The following is a 21,356-nucleotide window of genomic DNA, read 5'->3' on the forward strand; positions in this document are numbered from 1 at the left end:
TATGAACAACAAAGCCCACGAGCAACAGTCGGAAATCAAAGCCCTTATCTCCAAAGGTCTGGAGCAGGGTTATCTGACTTACGCCGAAATCAACGATCACCTTCCCGACGACATTGTCGATCCGGAGCAGATCGAAGACATCATGGCGGTGCTCAAGGGCGTTGGCATCGATGTGCACGATGCCGCCCCCGATGCCGACCCGCTGGCCGACAATGCCCCCGGCGCCGCCACCGATGACGAGACCGCCGCCGAAGAAGCGGTAGCGCTGTTGTCCGCCGTCGACTCCGAAGTGGGCCGCACCACCGACCCGGTGCGCATGTACATGCGCGAGATGGGCACGGTGGAACTGCTCACCCGCGAAGGCGAAATCGCCATCGCCAAGCGCATCGAAGAAGGCCTCACCCAGGTACAGACCGCGCTGGCCAGCTTCCCGCTGACCATCGAGCTGCTGCTGGAAGAATACGACCAGCACCTGGACGGCAAGCGCCGCCTCAGCGAAATCCTGGCCGGCTTCGCCGACCTGGAGCAGGCCGCCGACGCCGCCCTGGCCGAAGCCGAGCTGGCTGAAGCCGAAGCTGATGCCGACATGGAAGACGAGGACGAAGAAGAAGGCAGCGGCGAAGACGAAGAGGCAGGCCCCAGCGGTCCCGATCCGGAAGAAGTGAAGCGCCGCATGGAACTGCTGCGCGACCACCTCGGCAAGTTCCAGAAAGCCGCCGCCAAGGCCACCGACATCGACGACAAGAAGGTGACCAAGCTGCGCGACCAGATGGCCGAGGAATTCCTCAAGCTCAAGCTGCCGTCCGCGCTGATCGACAGCTTCGTGCGCCGCCTGCGCGAAGTGGTGGGCAACATCCGCCATCACGAGCGCGTGCTGATGGACATCTTCGTCAAGCACGTCAAGATGCCCAAGGCCGAATTCCTCAAGGCCTTCCCCAGCAACGAAGGCAACCTGGAGTGGGCCGAAGAGCTCGGCCGCAAGCGTCAGAAATGGTCGCCCAACGTCAAGCTACACCGCGAACACATCGATGCCGAGCAGCAGAAACTGCAAGACATCGAAAAGAAACTGTTCCTGCCGCTGACCGACATCAAGGAAATCAACCGCAGCATGTCGGTGGGCGAGGCCAAGGCACGCCGCGCCAAGAAAGAAATGGTGGAGGCCAACCTGCGCCTGGTGATCTCCATCGCCAAGAAGTACACCAACCGCGGCCTGCAGTTCCTCGACCTGATCCAGGAAGGCAACATCGGCCTGATGAAGGCGGTGGACAAATTCGAATACCGCCGCGGCTACAAATTCTCCACCTATGCCACCTGGTGGATTCGCCAGGCCATCACCCGTTCGATCGCCGACCAGGCGCGCACCATCCGTATTCCGGTGCACATGATCGAAACGATCAACAAGCTCAACCGCATCTCGCGCCAGATGCTGCAGCAGTTCGGCCGTGAGCCCACCCCGGAAGAGCTGTCCAAGGAAATGGACATGCCCGAGGACAAGATCCGCAAGGTGCTGAAGATCGCCAAGGAACCGATCTCGATGGAAACCCCGATCGGCGACGACGAGGATTCGCATCTGGGCGACTTCATCGAAGACACCAACGCCAGCTCGCCGATCGACTCGGCGACCGAAACCGGCCTGGTGGAAACCGTGCGTGACGTGCTCGCCGGCCTCACTCCGCGCGAAGCGAAGGTGCTGCGCATGCGCTTCGGCATCGACATGAACACCGACCACACCCTGGAAGAAGTCGGCAAGCAGTTCGACGTCACGCGCGAGCGCATCCGCCAGATCGAAGCCAAGGCCCTGCGCAAGCTGCGTCACCCGAGCCGCTCGGAACAGCTGCGTTCCTTCCTCGACATCGATTGATCGAAACGCCCAGCGCTACAGCAAAGGCCCCGCACTCGCGGGGCCTTTCTTTTGGGGGATCTTCGTAGGCTGGGATGTTCGTAGGCTGGGATGACAATCCCAGCATCACCGATCTGGCCGCGCCACCCACCAACGCGCGAATCATCCCGGCGAAGGCAGGTATCCACCCCCTCAATGCACATCGTAAAAAAACTGCTCCTGCACAATCTTGTCGTTCCTCACGTGATACACGCAGATCTCGCGCATATCCGTCCGGCCACGCCCTTTCATCGTCGCATCCAGATGCATAGCCACACTGAACCAGCCATCGGCCACCACCGGCTCGCTGACTTCGTTCTTGTGGATCGTCTCCAGGGCCTCCATGAACTGATGCCCCTTGTCCAGGATCGCCCTCAGGCCTTTCGCGTTGCCCATCGGCCCTTCCGCCATCTCCTTCGGCTCGATGCTGATCGCATCCTTCGCATAAAGCTCTTGCTGCGCCTGCTCATACTTGCCCTCGCGGCACAGCTCCACCAACCGCTTCGCCACTTTTTCAGTGCTCATGGTTCCACCTCCGCGTAAAGGGGTAACCAATCTATGCCCCGCAACGTTAAAGAATCGAGCACGCGCGTCACCCCGAGGAGCTTGGGCGACGCCGAACCAGGGCGCAGACCTACACCGCTGCCCCCGCCATACTGGTATCATCCCCGGCGAGATAGGGCCTATAGCTCAACGGTTAGAGCAGGGGACTCATCGAAAGGTGCCGTCGCGCAGTAATGCGCGAACGGGAACGGGATGAATTCAGGGAACCCGCAGCGACGCCAATGCGGATCGGCGGTAACCCTGAGCCAAGCCGGCGGTACACCGCCGGAAGGTGCAGAGACTACCTGAGGACTTCAGCGTCCTTCATAACAGGCTCGAGCGTCCCGCACCCCACCCGCCCGCAAAACAGGCGGAGGGTGAAGAGATAGTCCGCGCCAGAGGGAAACCTTTGGACCACGCGAATCCCTTGGTTCCAGGTTCGAATCCTGGTGGGCCCACCATCTACTCAGAGATGCCTCGTCAACGTGCTCGCTAAACCATAGTTTGGCCAGCTGAGCTGGTGCGGGCAGGGCCATCCACTTATTTATGGGTCGGCAGCTTCCGACCGAAGTGGACGCTTCATGATCGTAGCTCTCCCTCCGGTTATACATCCGGTTGTTAGCCGGACACCGCGAAGAACATTGCGGCAGCGCAATGAGTTCTGTCAGATTTATTGACGACCCAAGATCATTCACTTGAGACGGCACTAATATGCAGGCGCAAGCGCGCACCCCTCTTTCGCTGAAACTCACCTTTCTAATCGGATGGGGACCTTGCATCCTCGCCAATGTCATCAGTGCGCTGGCGATGGTTGGCGCACCGTCGCGTGAATTGTGGTTTCATGCGTTTGTGCTGCTGTTCTATTCGTTGGCGGCAATCCCCCTAGCCGTGTTGCTTCGTCGTTTGTGGCAGCGGCCCATGCGCCTGGGAAAAGGCATTCCCCTTCTTATCGCGACCACACTCCTGCTCGCCCTGGTCGTCACCTCCCTTGGATACATGTTTGGCCTGCACGAGGGCGAGTTTAGGCCGCCCTTTCAATGGAGCTACGTGCTGACCGGCATGCAGTCCATGTGGTTTCTATTGATGGTGTTCTGCGCCATGTATCTGGGCACGGGTTACTACCTGGCCACGCAAACGGAAGCGCGTCGCGTACTCGAAGCGACGACTCTGACGAGGGAGGCGGAGTTGCGGGCTTTGCGCTACCAGTTGAATCCGCACTTCCTGTTTAACACGCTCAACGCCATTTCCACCCTGGTTGTCGAGAAGCGTACCGGCGACGCCACCCGCATGCTCGCGCGGCTCGGTGACTTTTTGCGTGTCACCTTGGATGACCAAAAGGCCCATGAAGTCTCCCTGGCCGAGGAACTCTCGCTCACGGAGCATTATCTGGACATTGAAAAGGTCCGCTTTGGCGAACGCCTGACGGTATCCCTGCGTGTAGGTGCCGACGCCATGCAGGCCGCGGTGCCTTACCTGATACTCCAACCCTTGGTGGAGAACGCCATCCGCCATGGTATTGCGCACCGTCCTCAAGGCGGCAAGATTCAGATTGCGGCAACGGCGAACAACCAGCGCCTGCAGCTCCAGATATCTAATGATGGACATGCAAGCCTTCCAATCAGCGCGCTGCTTGACCGATCGGAACCAACCTCCGTTGGCCTGCGTAACGTGCGCGAGCGATTGCAGCGGCTCTATGCGAACGATCATCACATGACGATGAACGTGGACGAGGACGGCCATTGCGTGGTCAGCATTGATCTTCCCCATCGATGCACAAGCGAACCGAGCGCGATCGGCCAGGTGATCGCAGTATGACCATGCGCATACTAATCGTGGATGACGAACCCCTTGCTCGCCGCGGTATCGCGCTACGCTTGAGCAAGCACCCGGATGTCGAGCTGATCGGCGAAGCGGAAGACGGTGAAGCGGCATTGAACGCGATAACCGTCAATACGCCAGACCTCGTCTTCATGGATGTGCAAATGCCGGGTATGAGTGGTCTGGACGCCCTGCGCTTGCTCACGCCGTCAGAGCGTCCGTTGACGATATTCTTGACTGCCTACGACCGGTTCGCCTTGCAGGCGTTTGAAGTTCACGCGCTCGATTATTTGCTCAAACCCATCGATGACGACCGATTCATGGAGGCCATGGATCGTGCGCGCGATGCACTTGTCCATCGGCAGGCACGCTCGCAAAGAGAGCGCATGGACGAACTCCTGGATGCGTTACCGGGCGTCCCTCGCTATGCGATACGCTTTGCAGTACGCATCGGGCATCATGTCGCCATCGTCGCCGCCGACGAGGTCGATTGGATCGAAGCGACTGGCGACTACGTAAGGCTGCATACGGGTGGTGATCGGGAATACCTTTTGAGGGAGCCGCTGCACCGTTTGGCCGCAAGGCTCGATCCCTCGAAATTCGTGCGCATCCATCGTTCCACAATCGTAAGCGTGGACAGGATTACCGAAACGCGTGCCCTTCCCAATAAGGACTGCATGCTGCGTTTGCGGGACGGGACTCCGCTACGCGTCAGCCGAACCTATGCTGAGGCGCTGCACCTTGCGCTAGAGGGACAGCACCCCGCAACGAAGCCGGTCTAAACCCATCAGACAACGGCTCGTCTCGCCCATCTACCGGTTCGCCGCGCCCTGCAGCCACGAGCCGCGAAATGCTCCCTATAGTCGTGGTCAGCGCCTTTCGGGGCACGGCGATCACACACTTGGAGTGCCTAAACACTATGGAGCAGCGTCAAACAAAGGGGCGTCGCGCATGGCGTGTCATACGGTGGATGGGCATGAGTGCGGCGGTCGCTTTGGCAGTGCTGGGCACTGCCGGAGCCACCTGGAATTTCCTGGCGATCCGGCGCGATCGCGCCGCCAATCCACCGCCCGGCCGCATCTATGATGTAAATGGCTACGCCATGCATATCTACTGCACGGGAACGGGTTCGCCTACGCTGGTGCTGGAATCCGGCCATGGCGAGGACTTCACTGTATGGGGCAAGGTCCAACCCAGCCTTTCCCGCGTTACACGCACCTGCTCCTACGATCGCGCAGGGTTCGGCTGGAGCGACCCGCAGCCCGGCGAGCGTGATGCAATACATATCGCCGATCAATTGCATGCCCTGCTCATGCAGGCCGGCATCACTGAGCCAATCGTGCTGGAAGGCCATTCCGGAGGCGGCCTTTTCGCGCTTGTCTACGCGTCGAAATACCCCCGAGACATTGCAGGCCTAGTGTTGGTGGACGCTTACACTCCCTCCCCGCTGCCGGAACCCCCATTTGCTGTCGCACTCGATCATCACTCCAGCGCGGAGTTCGCCTTTGTCAAAGCCACAGTAGCACTGGGTGTTGCGCGCCTGATGGGTCAATGCGACTCCATTCCATCTGGCTTGGAAGCCTATGCAGGATGGATCAAGGCCAGCGAGTGCGATTATCCGCAGCTTGACGCCTACGTACGCGAGGATCACGCCCTTGCCGATTCGCAAAAAGAGGGCGCCCATGCAGGACCTTTCGGAAACATGCCCGTGCTGATCCTCTCGCAAGACACGAGGCGAGCGATACCGGCCTTTCTTTCAAAGCGCATCACCGCAAAGGACTGGCAGTGGTATGGCGCCGTACATGACCAAGAACAGGCGGCTTACCTTCAACTTTCCACGCGTAGCCGCCGCGTCATAGCAACAGGAAGCGGACACTACATTCATTACGACCGTCCGGACGTGGTGATTCAGCAGACCATCACCCTCGTTCGGCAGATTCGAAATGACACTGATTCCTTGGTGGGGGCTCCACCTGGCATTGAGAAATGACACAGCCGCAGCTGGAAAGTCCGCAGGCGATGCCAAGGCAGGCCGTCGGCACGCTTGAGCCAAGCCGGCGATATGCCGCCGGAAACCTTATTGCTCCTCCCCTGGCCTCAGTGCTGATTGAGACCAATCAAACGCGACCCACACATCCTTGCCCATTGGATCGAACTCCGGACGATAGCGGTGCCAAATAAGGCGCAGGAACCTGCTTCTCTCTTCAGAGAAGTCTTGGCCGTGGTTGGTGCGGAAACGTGTCAGCGAAGGACCAATTCAGGCGTCTCCCATCGCCTAACGTCGGAACTTTTCAACTGCCGGGTTGCCCGGTGCCATCTGTCGACGGATGCGCCTTCTGTGCCCCGACGTTACCTATAAGGTCGACGGCCCCGGCAACGACGGTGATGCCAAATTCGTTCATGGCCTGCTGGTTGGCCACGGCGTTTTGCTGTGACAGGTTGGTGTTGGCCACTAAGTTTGAGAAGGCGAGATTGGACAACATGGCGGGTTGTTCGGAAATCGCCTTGAAGTTGCCTATGGCAATGGCGCTTGCGACGTCTTCGGGAATGGCAGTCATGACGATCATCCTGATGTGGCGGTGGGTGGGTTCGAGACGCGTAATGAAATGGACCGGCCCCTTCATTACATTCACTTTCGATAATCAGGTAAGCATTCACTTAGTAGTGGCGGAAGTGCGACGTGCCGTCAGCTTGCTTCCCGGGCTACGCTGTCGCTAGCCTTGTCATCAATGATGCGTTCCAGCTGCCTGACCAGTTTTTCGATCTCTTCGCCCATCTTTTCGGTGGCCGCTTGATCACCGAGGCCAACGCTATTGATCATGGCCACATATTTACCAACGACAGCCAGCTTGATCTGATTAAGTGCCTGCTGGTGACTGACCGCGTTCTGCTGCTGCATGTTCTGGTTGAATATTTTCTGCGCGAGAGCAAGGTTTGCCAGGATCGCGGGCTGCTCGCTGATCGAATGAGCATTGCTTATCGCAATGGATTGCACGATGTCGGAGGGAAGTGAGCTGGCCGAATCGCTGGACTCATTGAGCTGCATGCACGTGCTCGCAACGGCATCGATGTGTCCGCTCTCGGACGGCACCCTCTGCATGGTCGCCAAATCCACAATGTGGTAGACCATTTGCTGCCTGGGCGCCAGGGCGCTGTGGCTGGTCGAGGAATCTGGATTCACATCATGAATCAGGAGAAATTCGGGTTCGATCAGATATCGCTTCACTTCTCGACTCCTTCTTGGTTGATGGTTTTGCCCCGATGCCACACGGGCAGCAGCTCACACAGATCGCGGAAAGTATGTCGTCTGAACCCTCATTGCTCATCCTCAGGCATCAGCGGTGACCGAGACCAATCAAATGCGACCATGACATCTCTGGCCATAGCGTCGAATTCTGCACGATAGTGGTGCGAATGGGGCGCCGGAACTTCCGGTGTACCTCGGAAAAATCCGAGCGATAGCAGCTTAGAGGAAAAGACATCAAGCGGGCCGTAACCGAACAACAGATTGTGTCTGTCCCATACGACTGTGGCGTTGCTGCTTTGGGAATGTGCCCAGAGATCGTAACGTGCATCAGCAGAAAAGAACGCTCCAAAACGTTCCAGAAGCGCCTGCACTTGAGCGAGTGAGAGTGGCGGACTTTGATAACGTCCTGGCTTAGCTTCACCGCGGGGAGTGTGCAGGACGTAAAGCAAGTAGTAAGGCGGCTCAAGACACTCCACCAAGCTACCCAATACAGCGGGATCGCCACCTGGCACGCCTGCAACGATGCGCTTACTAGAATCGTCGTTTTGCGGAATATGAAAAATGGGTTTGAACGAGTGGGCCACCCATTTGTCCTCGACTAGCATTTCCATTTTGTGCATGAGCGGTCTAGCTCTCCTCACTCCGAGTGATTGGATGGCAGCGAATGAGCTTGACTCCGTGTCCGTATCGCCTGCAATGGCGTTGCCTAATTGCGCAAAGATTATCGCTTGCCCCATCGATCAAGCCGCACATACGAGCCGACCATCCCCTACATCATTGTCCCGGTCCATTTGATAGCGTAGACCTGTCACTCACGCCATCTCAAGCGGCCCCGCGTGAGTGACTTTGCAGCGATGCTTAGAAGTAGCGCGGATCGTGAGAGTTTGGACCTCCCACGACCCGCTAAACCAAAACCAACTTACTGAAGGAGTTGATCATGGTCTCCAAACATAATACGGCACGCACGCGTCCAACTGAACCGTTCTGGCTGGGCCAACTATCGCAGCATTTCAAAGACCCACAGAGGGGCGAGCGGTACGCCTACTTGATGAAGCTCGCCGGTAACAGCCTGGCCATCCAGGTCATTCGAAACCTGCTGAAGAACAACGAAGCCTTCAACCTGGCAAAAGCGGCCAACAAGCCCCCGGCACCTGGCGCATGGCCGCTCTCTCCTACCCAGATCGATGGCCTATGTGCGGCCTTGTATGTTCTTCATCGGCATGGCGACGCCATCATGAGGGCGGAACATGAGGGCTAGTTCGTTCGCGCATGCGTAGTCCTGATGCGACACGTCAGCCGAGGATGACGTGTCGCTTTTGCGTGAAACGTGTGGGCCTTCTAGCCACGCTGAGCTAAATTTACGGCGTAATCCGCGAGGTAAGCTCGAAAACGCCGGTAAAAGTGACGGTAAAAACGCCGGTAAAAAACGGAGCCAAGCCCCCAAAGCAGATTCCGGCCTCACTTTGGCTGTCGGACTTTTTGCCTTGACGGGAAAAATCAGGGTTTCCCTAGTCCGGCAGGCTGACCACCGGTGCGAAGCCGCCGAAGATCATGCGCTTCCCATCGAAGGGCATATCACTGGCGGACGGCATACGCGGATCTTTCATGACCTTCTCCATGCCAGCATCGCGGGTGGCCTTGTCGGGCCATTCGATCCAGGAGAACACCACGGACTCGTCCTGCTTTGCCTGGACGGCGCGGCGAAAATCGGTGAGCTTGCCGTCGGGCACGTCGTCACCCCAGCACTCCATCACTCGGATGGCGCCAAACTCCACGAACATGGCGTCGAAGGCACGGGCTTGTCCGATGAATTGCTCGCGGTTGGCGTTAGGTACGGCGATCACGTAACCATCGATGTAGGACATGACAATTTCCTCAGCGGGAAGGGGCGGCCGACATGGTCGCCTTCATGCATGTGGCAAATGAGCGTGCGCGGAATCCTCCAATAAGCGAATAGCAGGTCAGAACACTTTTGACGTCGATAGCTCTTGGAAAGGTATTCCGACCTCAATGGCAAAGGAATACCCAAGTCCTCGGAGCGAGAGGGCCTGACTCGCCGACCCCGAAGGAATTACCCGTAAATTCAATGAGTTGATGACGCACTACTCTACGGTGGCTAAACTATGTCGGATCATGCAACGAGCCGGATCCGTGAACCGAAGAGTCCCCTAGCTCAAACAGAAATGACGAAGCAGGAGGGTCTATGAAGACGTTCTTAGCAGCGATCGTTATGGCAAGCATGGTGTTGACCGGATGCAGCACTTCCGGAGGTACAGCCTCATCACAGAGCGCAGGATCCAGCACAGCATCAGGCACCATCGTGTATGCCGTGAATCCGGCGATCATTGCTTCGTTCACAGCGGGGGTTACCACTATCGATCAGGTGGAGACGAGGCTTGGAAAGCCGGCCGGTGCCGTGCGCACGCCGTCCGGTGATCAAGTGATTGCTTACGCCGTTACGCGTAACGAAATCTACGGCAACGATCGCACGCCAGAAACAGGCACGGCGCTGCCTAAACGCCACAAAATGCGCTACTCGACCATGCTGTCATTCGATGCGCAGGGGCGTTGGATCAGGTCATGGACACGCACCGATGATTTGGGCGATGCATCGCCGGGTGCCTTAGGCAACATGGGCGCCGGCGACATCATGCGCAATATCGGAGGCTGACACGGCGCCAGCATTTGGGGCTACACCCCAAATCTGCCATCAAGACTTCCATTCCTCCGTGTAGGCAAAGCGCGTGGGCTGCAGCGACATATATTGCACGACGCGTGGTCGTTGGGCTCGATTCGGACTGCTGCCATGAGGTAGCAGGTGATGCCAGATGATCATGTCGCCGCGCTTGGCGGCAACCGGTTTCATCGTCAAGGTGCGGCTCGCATGTTGTTGCACACTCACGCCTGCGGGGACGTTTTTCAGCCACTGGTTCAGCGTGCGATGAAAGCCCGGCACGCAACTGAATGCGCCCTGGTCTTCGGCAACGTCGGTGAGATATAGGATGCCCTGCAAGTCAAAGCAGTGCGGCTCGGCGAGGGTGGCGTCCCAGTGCAAATGCGGTCCGGGAAAACGCCAGTCTTTGCGCTCCGGTGGATTGAATCCGCCTTGGTCGATGGTCACCCAAAGATCTTCGCGCCCCCACAGCTGGGCATGGGCCTTATGAATGCGTGGCGAGCGACGATTGGCCACCAGCGCCGGATGCCGCAGTAGCGGCACCCAGATGGAATGGCCCAGCGACTGGTGATACCAGGACTCCGGATCGTCGCGATCCATTCCTAAAAAATCGTAGACGGCCATCTCGGCGATTTCCGCCGCTTCCGGGCTGATCGCGTTGCGCAGGACAACGTAGCCATGCTCGTGCCAGTGTTCAAGATCATCCGCACTCAGGCCTTCGACATGCTCGAGATTGCCCACTTCGGCGCCAACGGGTTCGCCTGCCAGTGCACGTCGCAAGCGATGGAGCGAGGCTTCGCTCAGGTCGCCGCCATTGCGCTCGCTGACCCAGGCTTCGAATTGCACATAGCTCGGCCGCTGGTCGTTCAAATAACGCAGGGTTTCCAGCACGTTAAGGCGCAAGCCGGCCAGCAACGTCTTCACTACATCCTGTGGCAGCGGTGCTGCAGAGCCTGGCGCGCATTGGCAAGCCCAGTAAGTATGCAACTCCTCGATACCAAGGCTTGTCGCCGTCTCGACCATCGTGCTCCCCATTACTTGAAAAGTTCTTCCTGCCCCGTGCGTCGCGGCGACGCTGCACTGGATCATGAGGCGTTTCGTGCCTGCGGGGAAGGGGCTAGCCTTGGAGCATTCTTCCTACGTAACAGCCACTTGGATCAATCAGCGCTTCGGCATAGGGGCGGTGTGTGGCCTCGGCTTGCTTGCTAGACTTCCCATGACTGCACGTAAATGGGGAACGCGCATGCATGCCAGGTTTTGGGTTCTTGCTCTTTTGCCTTTGATGATCTCTACGGCAACCGCCACGGATATCTACAAGTGCACGGCCAAGAACGGGGTGGTTTCCTATGCGGATAGGCCCTGCCCTAGCCAACAAGCCACCCTGTTGCACAAGGAGACGGAGGCAGAGGCCGCCCAGGCGAAACAGGATCGTATCACCATGACCCTCAATGGCATGATCGATAGCGGCCATATCGATGAAGCCAGATCCTTCGCTGCCGCAAATGGCGCCAGCGCCTACTTCCAGCAGCGCATTCTAGACAACGTCAGGCGCGATCAGATAAAGCGCCAACAGGAAATTGCCAACGACGCCGAGATGCGGCGTGCGAACGCAGCGGCAGACCAAGCCCGCCATCAACAAACGATGGACGAAATGCAGGCGAAACTGGTGGAGGCTGACACCGCGCAAGAAAAGTTTCGCAAAGAGCACTGGAGCGAGATAAAGCAACAGCACGAGGGCGAGGCTCTGCAGATGCAGTCCAACGTCGTTTTCAACCCGGCCAGGAACCAATGGTGCTCGGTCGGCAAGGACGGCTCGACGGTGTGTAAAGACAAACCATGACCTTCTGACCGTCGGAAACGCCCACTGTCGTTTCAAAGCGAATCGTCATTCGGGCGCAGGCCCCACTGCTGTCCTCGGAAAGTTCAAACTTGATCGCAGAGCGTAGGCTGGGATGGCAATCCCAGCATCCAGGAAGCCGCAGGAAGCTGGGATTGCCATCCCAGCCTACGAAGCGATTCCGGGCCATTTTTACGCGGCCTTGAGCAAGCCCTCGGCCTTCAGCGCAGACTGCACGTTCGGACGCGCCGCGACGCGCTTCTGGAACGCGAGGATCGCCGGGAAATCCGCAAGGTCCAGGCTCACGTGCTGCGCCCAGTTGGTGACCGTGAACAGATAGGCATCGGCCGCCGTGAACTGGTCGCCCACCAGCCACTCATGCGTGGCCAGGCGCTGTTCGAGCAACGCATAGCGCTTGCGCAGGTATTCCTTGCGTTCCGCCCGTACGGCGTCGGGCGTCTCCGGCTTGAACAGCGGGGAATAGGTCTTGTGCAGTTCGGAGTTGATGTAGCCGAGCACTTCCTGCAGGCGATAGCGCGCTGCCGTGCCGTTGGCGGGCGCCAGGCCGCTTTCGGGCTTCAGGTCCGCGAGGTACTGCACGATGACCGGGCCTTCGGTCAGCACTTCGCCGCTGTCGAGCCGCAGCGCGGGTACGTATCCCTTGGGGTTGATCTGCCAGAAATCCTCGCCGCTGGCCGTGCGCTTGGCCTTGGTGTCGACCTTTTCCAGTTCCACCGGTAGGCCCGCTTCCAGGGCAACGATATGCGGGGACAGCGAGCAGGCGCCCGCAGCGTAGTAAAGCTTCATGCTGGTTCTCCGTTGGGGATGGGATCAGCGCAACCCGGGCTTGCGCAGACCACAAATGCTAGCCAGCATGGTTACTGTTTGATACCACCTAACCGCACGTAACCCGTAAAATCCGGTAACCATCCGGTTATCGGACTTTCCAAGGGACTTGGGCCACCATGGGTTTACCCGTCAGAAAAAGCAAAGTCGCGCCTCCTCCTACCTGCCCGCTCAGCGAAGTGCTTGGGCTGTTACGCGGCGCGTGGGCGCCCAACGTCATCTGGCAACTCAGCGGCGAAGCCCGCCGCTTTGGCGAGCTGCGCCACGACATGCCGAAGATTTCCGCGCGCGTATTGAGCGCGCGCTTGCGCGAACTGGAGTCGCGCGGGTTGGTGACCCGTCGTGTGTTGAATACCTCTCCACCCTCGGCCGAATACGCACTCACGCCGCTGGGCCGTGAGCTGTTGCCAGCGATCGATGCGTTGGCGAACGTAGGCCGGAAGTTGATCGAGGAGTGGGAAGCGAGTCAACGCGAAGTAGCCTGATGCCCGCGGCCGCCTTCGAGTATGCTCCGCCGACCAGTAGCCGTTCCCCAGCATCGGGGGACGCCGCAGCGGCCACGTCACTTGCTCAGGGGAAGGCATGCCATGGCTTTTTCGCCACGTCCGAACGATTACTACTATCTCGTCGCACGCCACAGCGGCAAGGTGCTGGAGATTGAAAACGCCTCCGGCGCGTCGGGTGCACGCATCGTCCAAGCGGATGCCGCGGACGAGAAGCACCAGCGCTTCAGGTTCCAGGCGGTCGGTCCGCGCTCGTTCGCGATACGCCCGGAGCACTCCGATCACGCGGTCGATATCTACGGCGCCTATCTGACGAACGGCGCCAACGTCATCCAGAGCGCCTGGCATGGCAATAGCAACCAGCGCTTCCGCCTGCTCGACGCGGGCGATGGTTACTTCTTCATCGAGGCCGAACACAGCGGCAAATGCCTCGATGTCCAACATGTGGCGACGGCAGCCGGTTCGCCCCTCGTGCAGCACCCGCATCATTACACCGACACTGCCCACCATCAGCAGTTCCGGCCGGTACTCGCGACTAGCGAGATCAGCATGGCCAAGCTGCCTACCTTTCAGCGCCCGCTCGACTACCTGCGCGAGATCACCCTTGGCGGCCTCGGCCTGATTCCCAAGGCCGGCGGGGCGATCAAATTCATCACCGGCGCGCTTTGGCCCGACGATTCGCTGCAGATGGTGTGGAACCAGATCACCGTATATATCGACAAGCTGGTCGAATCCAAGCTGCTGGAAGAGCGCATCACGGCCCTGAAGCTGGCACTGGAAGGCGCGAAGAAGAACCTGGACGAATACAACGGCCTGCAGCCCGGGGCGGAAAAGCTCGGCTACATGAACTCGGTGATCGCCACGCTCAACACGACCGACCGCGCTTTCTTCCGCAAGAAAGACCCGGAGCGGACCGCCACCTATCTGATGACGATGGGCTCGCTCAAGATCGCTCTGCTGCGCGAGCGGTTGCTCAACTACACCACCATCGCGAAGACCGACACGGATCCCAGCGCCGAGGCGCACCTGGAATCGCTCAAGTCAGCCGTCGCGGAGTACACCAAAGCCGCGTTGGAATTTCGTGCGGCCCTGATGGCGCGTCGGCTGAAATTTCTTTCCGGCGTCACGCGATACGACGCCAGCAAGGCCCAGTGGTTCGACTTTACGGTGAGAGACGCCGCCGACGAGAGCGAGGGGCGCGCAGCAAGCTTCTACTTCTGGAGGGTCTTTCCGCCGTTCCACTCCTCGGAGATGCACAAGGCAGAGACCAAGGTACTGCCCGCGTACCAGGCGCATGTCACCGCGATGTACGGTGCGCAGCTGGATGCGCTGTTTGCCTCGGCGCGCATCTGGAACGCCGCCATTCCGGGCCAGCCGGAGCCTGCGAAAAAAACCATCCGTGCCACCGTCGGTCCGTTCGGCAGCGGTATCGGCACGGCGGTCGACCTCACCCAGGACAAGCCGATCGAAGGCGTGCGCGTCTACTACATGAACCGTCGCCTTCGCGGCATCCAAGCCAAGCATGTTTCCGGCTGGGGGCCGCTGGTAGGCCGCGCGGAAGGCACCTGCCACGAGCTGGTGCTGAAGAAGGGCGAGCGTATCGTCTCGGCTTACGGCCAAGCCGATGGCCATCTTTCCGCCGCGTGCTTCGAAACCAGCTTTGGTGCCAGCTTGCGCACGTCGACTCCGTATCCTGACAGCCGCGCGTGGAGCGCCGACTTGTCCCCGGAAGTCAACCCGACGCTTGCACGCATTAGCGCTTCGCCGGGAGAGGAAGGTGTCGAGGGCATCACGCTGCATTGGGACTATCAGGTGCTGGGCGAATATCCTACAAGCGTGAAAGGCCGAGCCGCGAAACCAGCAAGTGCAGGGACGGCAGCCAAGACCGTGCGTAAGAAAGCCACGCCGCCGAAAGCTGGCGGCTGAACCTTCAAACAGCGCCCTACTAAACCTCAGACCTTGGAAGCGGATAACTCATGACGAACAAGTTCTTTGCTTGTGCCCTGCTCGGGCTCATTACTGCATCGGGCGCGGGCGCCCCAGATGCTGTCCGCGCAAGCGACGCTGCCAAGGTCATCTCTCCGGACAAGCTGCCCTTTGCCCAAGTCTCCAAGGGCGTAAGACTGAAGGAACTGACGGGACGTGCTGCGCCTATTGGGGCGAAGTCGACGCTAGGTAGCGTCGCGCTGTTCGAACTCGATCCCGGTCATGCGAGTGCATGGAGCCACAACAAAGTTGGCGAAGAATCTTTCTTTATCCTGGCAGGGCATGGTGAGGTTTGGACGGATGGCACCGCCCACTCTGTGGGTCCCGGAGACTACATTCTCATTCCTCCCGCGGTGGTCCGCTCCATCCGCGCCAGCAAGGGTGAAGTGCTCAGGTTCTATGCCATTACTACGCCGGCGTGGAGCAAGGATGATGATGTTCTGGTACCTGCTCCCGATGGGGCTCCCAAATAGGATTGCCGGTAGCGGTACTGGCTTCCCCGTGCGAGGCAGGAACCAAGCCTATCCGCGCTTACCGGCTGAGTAAAACGCAAGCCCAAGACAAACGGTAATCAGGGTGAACGATGCAACCGGCACCACAAAGATAAACTTCCACGCCAGCACGGCAGACACCGCGGACACCAACAGGAACGAGCCAATCAGCGGCCTAACGCGCGGCGTATCCGACTTTGCCATGGATGCCAACTGCCAGAGCACGATCGCCTGCATGAACAGGTAGGCGCTGTTGATAAACCCGAAGCCAAGGAAGAAATCCAGATACGTTCGGCTGGCCCCCGCCGCGTCGAAATGAAACGATCTCATGGCGCGGAGCACATCCGTCTCCCCAGGCGGGGACCAGAAGCTCAAGCCGCCGCTGGTATGTCCTACGGCGAGCAGCAACGTAAGGATTGACGCGATTCGCAACAGTAGGGTTGGTTTCATGCGGTCCTCCGTTTCAGGCAATTCCGAAATCAAAGGCAACGGCGCTGCTCCGCCATAGTAGCTCGAGCCAAGTTGAGTCAGAGCACTTTTCCGGCAACTATCGACCCTGAAAAGTGCTCTGTCTCTTCATTTGGCGCGATCCGGCGTGGGCCGCCGGATTGGCGAAAACTACGACAGCTCGTTGGTCAGGAACTGCGCCCTGCCATGACCAAACGACCAATCCGCATCCGAGTTCTCCACGATCGATACGATCAGGTCATCCGGGGATAGGCCGCATTTCTCGTGCAGGCGCTCCGCAAGCAGTCGGTAGAACTTTTGCTTCTGCGGCTCGGTTCGTCGGCGCGAGATCACCGTAAGCACAACCACCTTGTCCGATCGGCGAAAGCCCAGGCCGGTATCTTCCAGCACCATCTCTGCCGGGCGATGCTGGGTGACGGATTGATAGCGATCGGTGGCCGGCACTTCAAACGCTTCGACCATCGCTTGATGCGTGGTGTCCAGGATAGTTCGTAGTTCCTGGTCATTGCGGCCGGTAATGACATCAAATTTAAGCAGTGGCATAAGGTCTACTCCTGCAGCGGTAAGTGGGGTTGTTACTGTCGGCGCCCGTAGGAAACCGGATAAGCCGCCGAACGCGCATCGATCATGGGGTCCGCCGGCTCGATGCCGGCAGGCAGCGCATTGGGCAGAAACAACAGCTGCTTCTGCGCGGCGTCGTTGTCCGCCACGACCTTGTTCACGCTAAGCGTTCCCAACTCCACGGTTCGCCGCGTGCTGGGCCAGGTCACCGAAGGGTCATCCAGCTTGTCGCCGGCATCGGCGATCTGCAGCACCATCTTGAACTTGACCGGGCCATGCTTCACCCGCTCGCCGATCTCCTTGCCCAGGTAATCCGGAGCCTGCTTGGCCGTATCGGCCTTGCTCAGATAGTGATCGCCGGCCACCGGCAGAAATTGATATCGCCCGTAAGTGACGACACCCGCCGCATTGGTGAACTTGAACGTGTTGACGCCATAGAAAGGCAGCGTGCCGTAGCTGATCGGTGCGGGTTTGGGGGCGGTCAGGAAGGCCTTCGCGGCCGGGTGGCTTCCCAGGTAAGTGTCGAGCGGCGTTGGCTTGGGAGCATTCGGACCGCTTTGACCCAAGGCGATCAGCAGATCGCGGAAGTCGTCCGTGGTGGCCGAGGGAAATCCGTTGAACGAATGCGCCACGATGTCGGTGACAGCGCCGCCAGGCAGGTGAAACTTGATGGCGAGACCGCGCGGGCTCGCCAGCCCGTCGGTGTCGGACACGCTAGGAATGCCGGCGAAATCGGAGAAACGCACCGTCACCGGTACGCCATCATGCTGCAAATGAGAGGCTTTGCTGATGCTGCTTGCGGCAGGGCTTGGAGTGAATGTGCCTTCCAGCACGATGCCCTTCGCATGCACGGCCCGTGCACCGGGATGTTTGCCGAAGACGCCATTCAGCGCGTCGACCAGATGCGTGGGCGTGGACTTCTGGGGCGGCTGATGGTCGCTGGATTGGGCCAGCAAAGGACCGGAGCACGCCAGGGTCATGGCGAACGCGGCGAGTAAGGGGAACGGCTTGCGCATGGCTGGACTCCTCGATGGTGGGGCGCCCGCCTACTCTGACTCAATCCGACCATAATGACAATACGTATTGTTATAATTGTTTGTAGTGAGTAAAATGACCTATCGGGCTATAGTCCCGATGGTCTCGCGCATGGCCATGATTTAAGTGAGTACCAAGAACGACATCCTCAGCCTGCTCCAACGTGAAGCATTGACCGTCGCCCAGCTCTGCGAGCGCCTTGGCATTACCCGCAATGCCATCAACGTGCAGATCAAGCAGTTGGAAGCCGAGGGCCTGGTGCGTCGGCAAAAGGCACCGGAACGCGGGGCCGTCGGCAAACCTTCCACGGTATTTGAGGCGGCACCGGGTGCCGAGGACGTGAACTCCGGTGCTTACCCCGCCTTCCTCAAGGCCTTGCTGGCCACCCTGGGCGACACGTGCGGCAAGGAAGCCTTGGGCGACATCCTGGAAAAGACCGGCCGCCAACTCGCGCGCGCCGCAGGCCTTTCTTCACCTGTTGATTTTGAAAGCGGGCTGCGCGCAGCCATGGCGGCTGCGGATGCGTTAGGCGCCAACACCGAAGCCATCGAACAACCCGACGGCATCATGGTGCGCAATTACAGCTGTCCCATCGGCGGTGCCGTACGCCAGGAGCCCTGCGGCTGCAGGGCCATTGCGGCGTTCTTCTCCGAAGCGACAGGAAAGCCTGTCCAGGAACACTGCCTACGCGAGGGCAAGCTTATCTGCCAGTACCTGATACAGATAAAGACGCCTAAGCGACGGTAGCCCTCAAGCCGGCTCTGGGCTGTGTTCCACTACGGACAATGCCGTAGGCTGGGATGGCAATCCCAGCTTCCCGCGCCGCTTCCCGGATGCTGGGATTGCCATCCCAGCCTACGCATTTTTGCTCGCCATGAAACTAGCCTTCTGGTTTGTGGCAAACCACTTCAATATTGTGCCCGTCCGGACCAATCACGAAAGCCGCGTAGTAGTTCGCGTGATAGTGCGGGCGCAGACCCGGTGCGCCATGGTCGCTGCCACCCGCAGCCAGCGCCGCGCGATGAAAGGCATCGACTTGCTGGCGATTTTCGGCCACGAACGCCAGGTGAAGGCGCGCGGGCTTCTCCTCGGTGGGGAACAGGCACAAGGAAACCTTGCCGTCCGAGCTGAGTTCGATACCGAGCTTCCCTTCATTGACGACCTCTAGGCCAAGCGGTTCGAGTGCCTTGAGGAAGAACGTCTTGCTCGCTTCATAATCGCTGACTCCGAAGACGACGTGGTCAAACATGAGTTCTCCTCAAGTGTGTGAAATAAGGCGCAGAGAACGCGGCTAGACAGCCGGCGTCTCAAGGCTATGCTCCGTGGGCTGCGGTGTAATCGTCATCACCTTCAGCCGGTCGGATCCTTCGAAGCGGTGCCAGACGCCTACGGGTATAACGACAAGCTCATGCTCAGTGAGGAAGAACCGTTCTTCCTTGGCATCTCTCAGCAGGACAACGGTGGTGGTTCCAGCTAGCACCATCACAACTTCGTCGCCGTTGGGGTGGCGCTCCCATTCGCTGGAGCCGGAGTAATAGCTCACATACACGGCGCCGTCGCGATACGGTGCGACCTCGGCGAAGAATTCGCTGGCGTCTTGCCCAAAGGCCAGCTCCGGCGTTCTATTCGGCAGGTGCTTCAGGCCTGAAAGGACTTCGGTTAGTGACTTCTTCATGCGCGGCGCCTCATCGCCGACAAATTTTCAGTTGACTAAAGCTGCGCCACCGGCAAGGCCGTGCTATCTCCAAGCCAGTTGTTGCTGGCAAGCGCATTCTGTTGCTTGGCTTGTTCCGGATGCCCCATCGCTTGCTGGCAGTCCGCGAGAATTCTCAGGCTCTGGGGATCCAGCGGCCAGTGCGAGAGCGCCTGGTTTACCTCGACCTCGGCCGCCGTCGGATCGCCCTTGGCCAGCAAAGCAGCGGCGACACTTCGGCGCACGGGATACCACCAGGTCGGCGGATCGGTGAACGCTCCCAACTTCGCATCCTGGATATCGGCGGCTTTGCGGTAGTCGGCTTCCGCGTCGCTCCAGCGTTTCTCGATCATCGCAACGCGCCCTTCAAGGACCAGTTTCGCAATGTCGACCATCGACTGCACTTGCGCGGCGGAGTCGCCAAATTTGGCGAGGTCGTCATGGCCGATGGCAATCTTTTGGGCTTCCAGCTGCACGCCGTGGGCATCACCGTTTCGCGCATCAGCCTCTCCCCTTGCGTAATGCCACATGGCCAACGCGTACGAGAGTGTTTTGTCCGGCTGCGGCAAGGCCGCCACCGCTTGCGATGAAGCGAATCGTCCGAACACGAAATAAGCGGTGACCAATTCAAATTGATGAAGGAAGCTGGAAGAATGAGGCGCCGACATTTGCTGCAACAGTGGTGTCGCCAGTGCGAGCCCTTCTTTCGCGTCGCCATCGATCAGCGTTGCGGCTTCGCCGTACTGCACATTGTGCCCATGATAAGGCAGCCCAAAGACGCCGTCCTTGGGCTTCAATCTCGCCGCATTTACATCATCGATTTTTACGGCCTGGAGATTCGCGTCCTCCGCGGAGCGATACTGCCCCACCGAAAAATACGTATGCGATGGCATATGTATGAGATGGCTCGCCGCCGGCGCCAGTGTGGGCAATTTCCCCGCATACGGAAGCGCCTCACCCGCCACCCCATCCATCTCCGTCGCGTGGATATAGAAATGGATGGCGGCGCTATTGTCGGGTGACCGATGCAGTACTTGTTCGAGCATCTGCACCGATCGATCCAGATGGTCGCGGTTGCTCTCCTGCGAAGCGGGGATCATCCAGGCATCGGCCGCGATGATCGCAACCTCGTCATCGGCAGGATAGGCCTCGTAAAGGGCATCCATTGCTTGCGCAAACGCCAAGTCTCCCGGACCTTTGCCGCCACCTTGGCGGTAGCGCTTTTGCAAGGCGGCAATCAACGCCCTTTCTTTGGGCGGATTGTCTTTTGCGAGTACTGCGGCGCGATCAGCCAGGCTGGCCAGCTGCGCTTGAACCGATTCGTTGATCGGATAGTTGATCGTGGGTCCGCGAGACCACGCCTCTCCCCATACACACATCGCGCAGCTTGGATCAAGTTGCTCAGCTTTGCGAAATGCCGCGATAGCTGCCTTGTGAGCGAAGGCATGCGCGAGCTGCATGCCGTTGTTGAAGTAGGCCTGCGCCTCCGGATTCGAGGTTTTTATCGTAAATCCACCCGTGCCATAGCCCTTTAGAAGCGTTGTCGCCGCTGGCACAGTGCTAGGGGAAGTCATGGCCATCATGTGGCCCATCGACTTCATCGGCGGAGCGTGACCACCATGGATATCGGCAAACGCCAACGATGGAACAAGAACCAACAACCATGGGGCGATCAAGCGCACCCACGTTGAGCGGGTCAGGAGGGATGGGACGGCCTTCGTAGACTGCATTTCATCCTCCAAGTGCGCCTGGCAGTGAAAGTGAATCGCAATGCC

Annotated in this window: 24 protein-coding genes; 11 read left to right on the forward strand and 13 right to left on the reverse strand. The window is 59.3% G+C overall.

The window, feature by feature from the left end:
• The first annotated feature begins 1 nt into the window (after position 1).
• Complete coding sequence (gene rpoD / locus QQJ96_RS09095; RefSeq protein ID WP_284331671.1) at positions 2–1,861, forward strand: RNA polymerase sigma factor RpoD; 1,860 nt, start codon at positions 2–4, stop codon at positions 1,859–1,861.
• Between the two features lie 171 nt (positions 1,862–2,032).
• Here rpoD and QQJ96_RS09100 read toward each other — a convergent pair whose 3' ends face one another.
• Positions 2,033–2,404 (reverse strand): nuclear transport factor 2 family protein, encoded by a 372-nt coding sequence (locus tag QQJ96_RS09100; RefSeq protein ID WP_284331672.1) that lies wholly within the window; start codon positions 2,402–2,404, stop codon positions 2,033–2,035.
• A gap of 729 nt (positions 2,405–3,133) precedes the next feature.
• Here QQJ96_RS09100 and QQJ96_RS09105 point away from each other — a divergent pair.
• The 3 genes from QQJ96_RS09105 to QQJ96_RS09115 all read left to right on the forward strand — a co-directional run bounded on the left by QQJ96_RS09105 (position 3,134) and on the right by QQJ96_RS09115 (position 6,230).
• Positions 3,134–4,237: a sensor histidine kinase gene (locus tag QQJ96_RS09105; protein ID WP_284331673.1), complete on the forward strand. Its 1,104-nt coding sequence runs from the start codon at positions 3,134–3,136 to the stop codon at positions 4,235–4,237.
• Between the two features lie 2 nt (positions 4,238–4,239).
• Positions 4,240–5,022 (forward strand): LytR/AlgR family response regulator transcription factor, encoded by a 783-nt coding sequence (locus QQJ96_RS09110; protein ID WP_284331674.1) that lies wholly within the window; start codon positions 4,240–4,242, stop codon positions 5,020–5,022.
• 194 nt (positions 5,023–5,216) lie between these two features.
• Positions 5,217–6,230: an alpha/beta hydrolase gene (locus QQJ96_RS09115; protein ID WP_284331675.1), complete on the forward strand. Its 1,014-nt coding sequence runs from the start codon at positions 5,217–5,219 to the stop codon at positions 6,228–6,230.
• 301 nt (positions 6,231–6,531) lie between these two features.
• Here QQJ96_RS09115 and QQJ96_RS09120 read toward each other — a convergent pair whose 3' ends face one another.
• From QQJ96_RS09120 to QQJ96_RS09130, 3 genes are all read right to left on the reverse strand, one after another.
• Complete coding sequence (locus QQJ96_RS09120) at positions 6,532–6,798, reverse strand: FAD-binding monooxygenase (protein ID WP_284331676.1); 267 nt, start codon at positions 6,796–6,798, stop codon at positions 6,532–6,534.
• Positions 6,799–6,926: 128 nt separating this feature from the next.
• On the reverse strand, positions 6,927–7,466 hold the full coding sequence (locus QQJ96_RS09125; protein ID WP_284331677.1) for a hypothetical protein: 540 nt from the start codon (positions 7,464–7,466) through the stop codon (positions 6,927–6,929).
• Positions 7,467–7,555: 89 nt separating this feature from the next.
• Entirely contained in the window at positions 7,556–8,107 is a 552-nt protein-coding gene (locus QQJ96_RS09130; protein ID WP_284331678.1) for a hypothetical protein, read from the reverse strand.
• Between the two features lie 317 nt (positions 8,108–8,424).
• Between QQJ96_RS09130 and QQJ96_RS09135 the strand changes: the two genes are divergently transcribed.
• Entirely contained in the window at positions 8,425–8,745 is a 321-nt protein-coding gene (locus QQJ96_RS09135; RefSeq protein ID WP_284331679.1) for a hypothetical protein, read from the forward strand.
• Positions 8,746–8,995: 250 nt separating this feature from the next.
• On the opposite strand, the gene QQJ96_RS09140 is transcribed toward QQJ96_RS09135, so the two are convergent.
• Complete coding sequence (locus tag QQJ96_RS09140) at positions 8,996–9,352, reverse strand: DUF1428 domain-containing protein (protein ID WP_284331680.1); 357 nt, start codon at positions 9,350–9,352, stop codon at positions 8,996–8,998.
• A gap of 338 nt (positions 9,353–9,690) precedes the next feature.
• Here QQJ96_RS09140 and QQJ96_RS09145 point away from each other — a divergent pair, with 338 nt between their 5' ends.
• Entirely contained in the window at positions 9,691–10,158 is a 468-nt protein-coding gene (locus tag QQJ96_RS09145) for a hypothetical protein (RefSeq protein WP_284331681.1), read from the forward strand.
• Between the two features lie 39 nt (positions 10,159–10,197).
• On the opposite strand, the gene QQJ96_RS09150 is transcribed toward QQJ96_RS09145, so the two are convergent.
• Positions 10,198–11,184, reverse strand: a complete 987-nt coding sequence (locus QQJ96_RS09150; protein ID WP_284331682.1) for a phytanoyl-CoA dioxygenase family protein — start codon at positions 11,182–11,184, stop codon at positions 10,198–10,200.
• 193 nt (positions 11,185–11,377) lie between these two features.
• On the opposite strand from QQJ96_RS09150, the gene QQJ96_RS09155 reads away from it, so the two are divergent.
• Entirely contained in the window at positions 11,378–12,001 is a 624-nt protein-coding gene (locus QQJ96_RS09155; protein WP_284331683.1) for a DUF4124 domain-containing protein, read from the forward strand.
• Positions 12,002–12,190: 189 nt separating this feature from the next.
• Here the strand turns inward: QQJ96_RS09155 and gstA are convergent, their stop codons facing one another.
• A complete protein-coding gene (gene gstA, locus QQJ96_RS09160; RefSeq protein ID WP_284331684.1) occupies positions 12,191–12,805 on the reverse strand; it encodes a glutathione transferase GstA in 615 nt (204 codons plus the stop codon).
• Between the two features lie 158 nt (positions 12,806–12,963).
• Between gstA and QQJ96_RS09165 the strand changes: the two genes are divergently transcribed.
• The 3 genes from QQJ96_RS09165 (at position 12,964) to QQJ96_RS09175 (ending at position 15,806) form a co-directional block, all read left to right on the forward strand.
• Positions 12,964–13,329: a winged helix-turn-helix transcriptional regulator gene (locus tag QQJ96_RS09165; protein ID WP_284331685.1), complete on the forward strand. Its 366-nt coding sequence runs from the start codon at positions 12,964–12,966 to the stop codon at positions 13,327–13,329.
• A 102-nt stretch (positions 13,330–13,431) separates the two neighbouring features.
• Positions 13,432–15,273 carry an RICIN domain-containing protein gene (locus QQJ96_RS09170; RefSeq protein ID WP_284331686.1) on the forward strand — a complete coding sequence of 614 codons (1,842 nt, stop codon included), beginning with the start codon at positions 13,432–13,434 and terminating at the stop codon, positions 15,271–15,273.
• Between the two features lie 50 nt (positions 15,274–15,323).
• Entirely contained in the window at positions 15,324–15,806 is a 483-nt protein-coding gene (locus tag QQJ96_RS09175) for a cupin domain-containing protein (protein ID WP_284331687.1), read from the forward strand.
• Between the two features lie 48 nt (positions 15,807–15,854).
• Here the strand turns inward: QQJ96_RS09175 and QQJ96_RS09180 are convergent, their stop codons facing one another.
• The 3 genes from QQJ96_RS09180 to QQJ96_RS09190 form a co-directional block, all read right to left on the reverse strand.
• Positions 15,855–16,274 carry an LIC_13387 family protein gene (locus tag QQJ96_RS09180; protein ID WP_284331688.1) on the reverse strand — a complete coding sequence of 140 codons (420 nt, stop codon included), beginning with the start codon at positions 16,272–16,274 and terminating at the stop codon, positions 15,855–15,857.
• 168 nt (positions 16,275–16,442) lie between these two features.
• Positions 16,443–16,835 carry a tautomerase family protein gene (locus QQJ96_RS09185; RefSeq protein WP_284331689.1) on the reverse strand — a complete coding sequence of 131 codons (393 nt, stop codon included), beginning with the start codon at positions 16,833–16,835 and terminating at the stop codon, positions 16,443–16,445.
• 32 nt (positions 16,836–16,867) lie between these two features.
• Positions 16,868–17,869 carry a catalase family peroxidase gene (locus QQJ96_RS09190; RefSeq protein ID WP_284331690.1) on the reverse strand — a complete coding sequence of 334 codons (1,002 nt, stop codon included), beginning with the start codon at positions 17,867–17,869 and terminating at the stop codon, positions 16,868–16,870.
• A 145-nt stretch (positions 17,870–18,014) separates the two neighbouring features.
• Between QQJ96_RS09190 and QQJ96_RS09195 the strand changes: the two genes are divergently transcribed.
• On the forward strand, positions 18,015–18,635 hold the full coding sequence (locus QQJ96_RS09195; RefSeq protein ID WP_284331691.1) for a helix-turn-helix transcriptional regulator: 621 nt from the start codon (positions 18,015–18,017) through the stop codon (positions 18,633–18,635).
• Positions 18,636–18,768: 133 nt separating this feature from the next.
• On the opposite strand, the gene QQJ96_RS09200 is transcribed toward QQJ96_RS09195, so the two are convergent.
• From QQJ96_RS09200 to QQJ96_RS09210, 3 genes are read right to left on the reverse strand one after another with little or no spacing between them, the layout of a single operon-like run.
• Positions 18,769–19,137 carry a VOC family protein gene (locus tag QQJ96_RS09200; RefSeq protein ID WP_284331692.1) on the reverse strand — a complete coding sequence of 123 codons (369 nt, stop codon included), beginning with the start codon at positions 19,135–19,137 and terminating at the stop codon, positions 18,769–18,771.
• Between the two features lie 42 nt (positions 19,138–19,179).
• Positions 19,180–19,563, reverse strand: a complete 384-nt coding sequence (locus QQJ96_RS09205) for a cupin domain-containing protein (RefSeq protein ID WP_284331693.1) — start codon at positions 19,561–19,563, stop codon at positions 19,180–19,182.
• A 35-nt stretch (positions 19,564–19,598) separates the two neighbouring features.
• A complete protein-coding gene (locus QQJ96_RS09210; protein WP_284331694.1) occupies positions 19,599–21,311 on the reverse strand; it encodes a tetratricopeptide repeat protein in 1,713 nt (570 codons plus the stop codon).
• Positions 21,312–21,356 lie beyond the last annotated feature (45 nt).

It is taken from the genome of Dyella flagellata, assembly GCF_030160275.1.
GTDB classification, from domain to species: domain Bacteria; phylum Pseudomonadota; class Gammaproteobacteria; order Xanthomonadales; family Rhodanobacteraceae; genus Dyella_B; species Dyella_B flagellata.

What these genes read in the sequence shown, in the direction of transcription:
- QQJ96_RS09205 (WP_284331693.1), bottom strand. Translation starts at nt 19,563, where the DNA reads ATGAAGAAGTCACTAACCGAAGTCCTTTCAGGCCTGAAGCACCTGCCG.
- QQJ96_RS09110 (WP_284331674.1), top strand. Translation starts at nt 4,240, where the DNA reads ATGCGCATACTAATCGTGGATGACGAACCCCTTGCTCGCCGCGGTATC.
- QQJ96_RS09120 (WP_284331676.1), bottom strand. Translation starts at nt 6,798, where the DNA reads ATGACTGCCATTCCCGAAGACGTCGCAAGCGCCATTGCCATAGGCAAC.
- QQJ96_RS09105 (WP_284331673.1), top strand. Translation starts at nt 3,134, where the DNA reads ATGCAGGCGCAAGCGCGCACCCCTCTTTCGCTGAAACTCACCTTTCTA.
- QQJ96_RS09115 (WP_284331675.1), top strand. Translation starts at nt 5,217, where the DNA reads ATGAGTGCGGCGGTCGCTTTGGCAGTGCTGGGCACTGCCGGAGCCACC.
- QQJ96_RS09100 (WP_284331672.1), bottom strand. Translation starts at nt 2,404, where the DNA reads ATGAGCACTGAAAAAGTGGCGAAGCGGTTGGTGGAGCTGTGCCGCGAG.
- QQJ96_RS09185 (WP_284331689.1), bottom strand. Translation starts at nt 16,835, where the DNA reads ATGCCACTGCTTAAATTTGATGTCATTACCGGCCGCAATGACCAGGAA.
- QQJ96_RS09130 (WP_284331678.1), bottom strand. Translation starts at nt 8,107, where the DNA reads ATGCACAAAATGGAAATGCTAGTCGAGGACAAATGGGTGGCCCACTCG.
- QQJ96_RS09175 (WP_284331687.1), top strand. Translation starts at nt 15,324, where the DNA reads ATGACGAACAAGTTCTTTGCTTGTGCCCTGCTCGGGCTCATTACTGCA.
- QQJ96_RS09145 (WP_284331681.1), top strand. Translation starts at nt 9,691, where the DNA reads ATGAAGACGTTCTTAGCAGCGATCGTTATGGCAAGCATGGTGTTGACC.
- rpoD (WP_284331671.1), top strand. Translation starts at nt 2, where the DNA reads ATGAACAACAAAGCCCACGAGCAACAGTCGGAAATCAAAGCCCTTATC.
- QQJ96_RS09135 (WP_284331679.1), top strand. Translation starts at nt 8,425, where the DNA reads ATGGTCTCCAAACATAATACGGCACGCACGCGTCCAACTGAACCGTTC.
- QQJ96_RS09210 (WP_284331694.1), bottom strand. Translation starts at nt 21,311, where the DNA reads ATGCAGTCTACGAAGGCCGTCCCATCCCTCCTGACCCGCTCAACGTGG.
- QQJ96_RS09180 (WP_284331688.1), bottom strand. Translation starts at nt 16,274, where the DNA reads ATGAAACCAACCCTACTGTTGCGAATCGCGTCAATCCTTACGTTGCTG.
- QQJ96_RS09150 (WP_284331682.1), bottom strand. Translation starts at nt 11,184, where the DNA reads ATGGTCGAGACGGCGACAAGCCTTGGTATCGAGGAGTTGCATACTTAC.
- QQJ96_RS09155 (WP_284331683.1), top strand. Translation starts at nt 11,378, where the DNA reads ATGACTGCACGTAAATGGGGAACGCGCATGCATGCCAGGTTTTGGGTT.
- QQJ96_RS09140 (WP_284331680.1), bottom strand. Translation starts at nt 9,352, where the DNA reads ATGTCCTACATCGATGGTTACGTGATCGCCGTACCTAACGCCAACCGC.
- gstA (WP_284331684.1), bottom strand. Translation starts at nt 12,805, where the DNA reads ATGAAGCTTTACTACGCTGCGGGCGCCTGCTCGCTGTCCCCGCATATC.
- QQJ96_RS09190 (WP_284331690.1), bottom strand. Translation starts at nt 17,869, where the DNA reads ATGCGCAAGCCGTTCCCCTTACTCGCCGCGTTCGCCATGACCCTGGCG.
- QQJ96_RS09200 (WP_284331692.1), bottom strand. Translation starts at nt 19,137, where the DNA reads ATGTTTGACCACGTCGTCTTCGGAGTCAGCGATTATGAAGCGAGCAAG.
- QQJ96_RS09165 (WP_284331685.1), top strand. Translation starts at nt 12,964, where the DNA reads ATGGGTTTACCCGTCAGAAAAAGCAAAGTCGCGCCTCCTCCTACCTGC.
- QQJ96_RS09170 (WP_284331686.1), top strand. Translation starts at nt 13,432, where the DNA reads ATGGCTTTTTCGCCACGTCCGAACGATTACTACTATCTCGTCGCACGC.